Here is a 529-nt window from a genome sequence, read left to right on the forward strand (position 1 = left end):
GCCGCTCGGGTGCCACGAGATCAAACTGGGTGCGGACAAACAGCGCCACAAGCACACGCCGCGATTTGATGCACGCACGGCGCTGGCGCGCTGGGCTGGTGTCGATCTGACACGCATCAACGGTCTTCCCATCGTGCTGAAAGTTGGTAGCACGGTTGTGCTGACGGCGGACATGGAAACGAACAACGGCACGCTTGATGAACACGGCAAGCCGGATACCGATTTCATATCGACGTCGACGGCGGTGCATATCGATCCGTGACGTTCGGCATGTGGGCCAGGGGTTACGCATGAAAGCTTTTTGAAAAATTGATTTGGCTTACCCTCATAGATTCGCAATTGAATCATGGACTTCGGAAGATAGCCCTTGAGACTTCGGCATTTCAGTTAGCTTGGCGGGCTGCACTCGGGAGTTGTGCCGAGGTCATTGAGAGCAAAGTCAAAGGCAAACAGGATGTGGTCAAGAGTGGGCGGTAGTGCTGGGGCAAACCAGTCCGGATTCGCGCAGGCTCCCAACAATGATGATGTG

General features: G+C 55.4%; 1 pseudogene. It reads left to right on the top strand.

Going from position 1 to position 529, the window contains the following annotated elements:
* A pseudogene (locus tag GWC77_RS29920) lies at positions 1 to 157 on the top strand (IS110 family transposase); the annotation flags it as partial.
* Between the last annotated feature and the right edge of the window lie 372 nt (positions 158 to 529).

Source organism: Paraburkholderia sp. NMBU_R16 (assembly GCF_013282575.1).
Taxonomy (GTDB): Bacteria; Pseudomonadota; Gammaproteobacteria; order Burkholderiales; family Burkholderiaceae; genus Trinickia.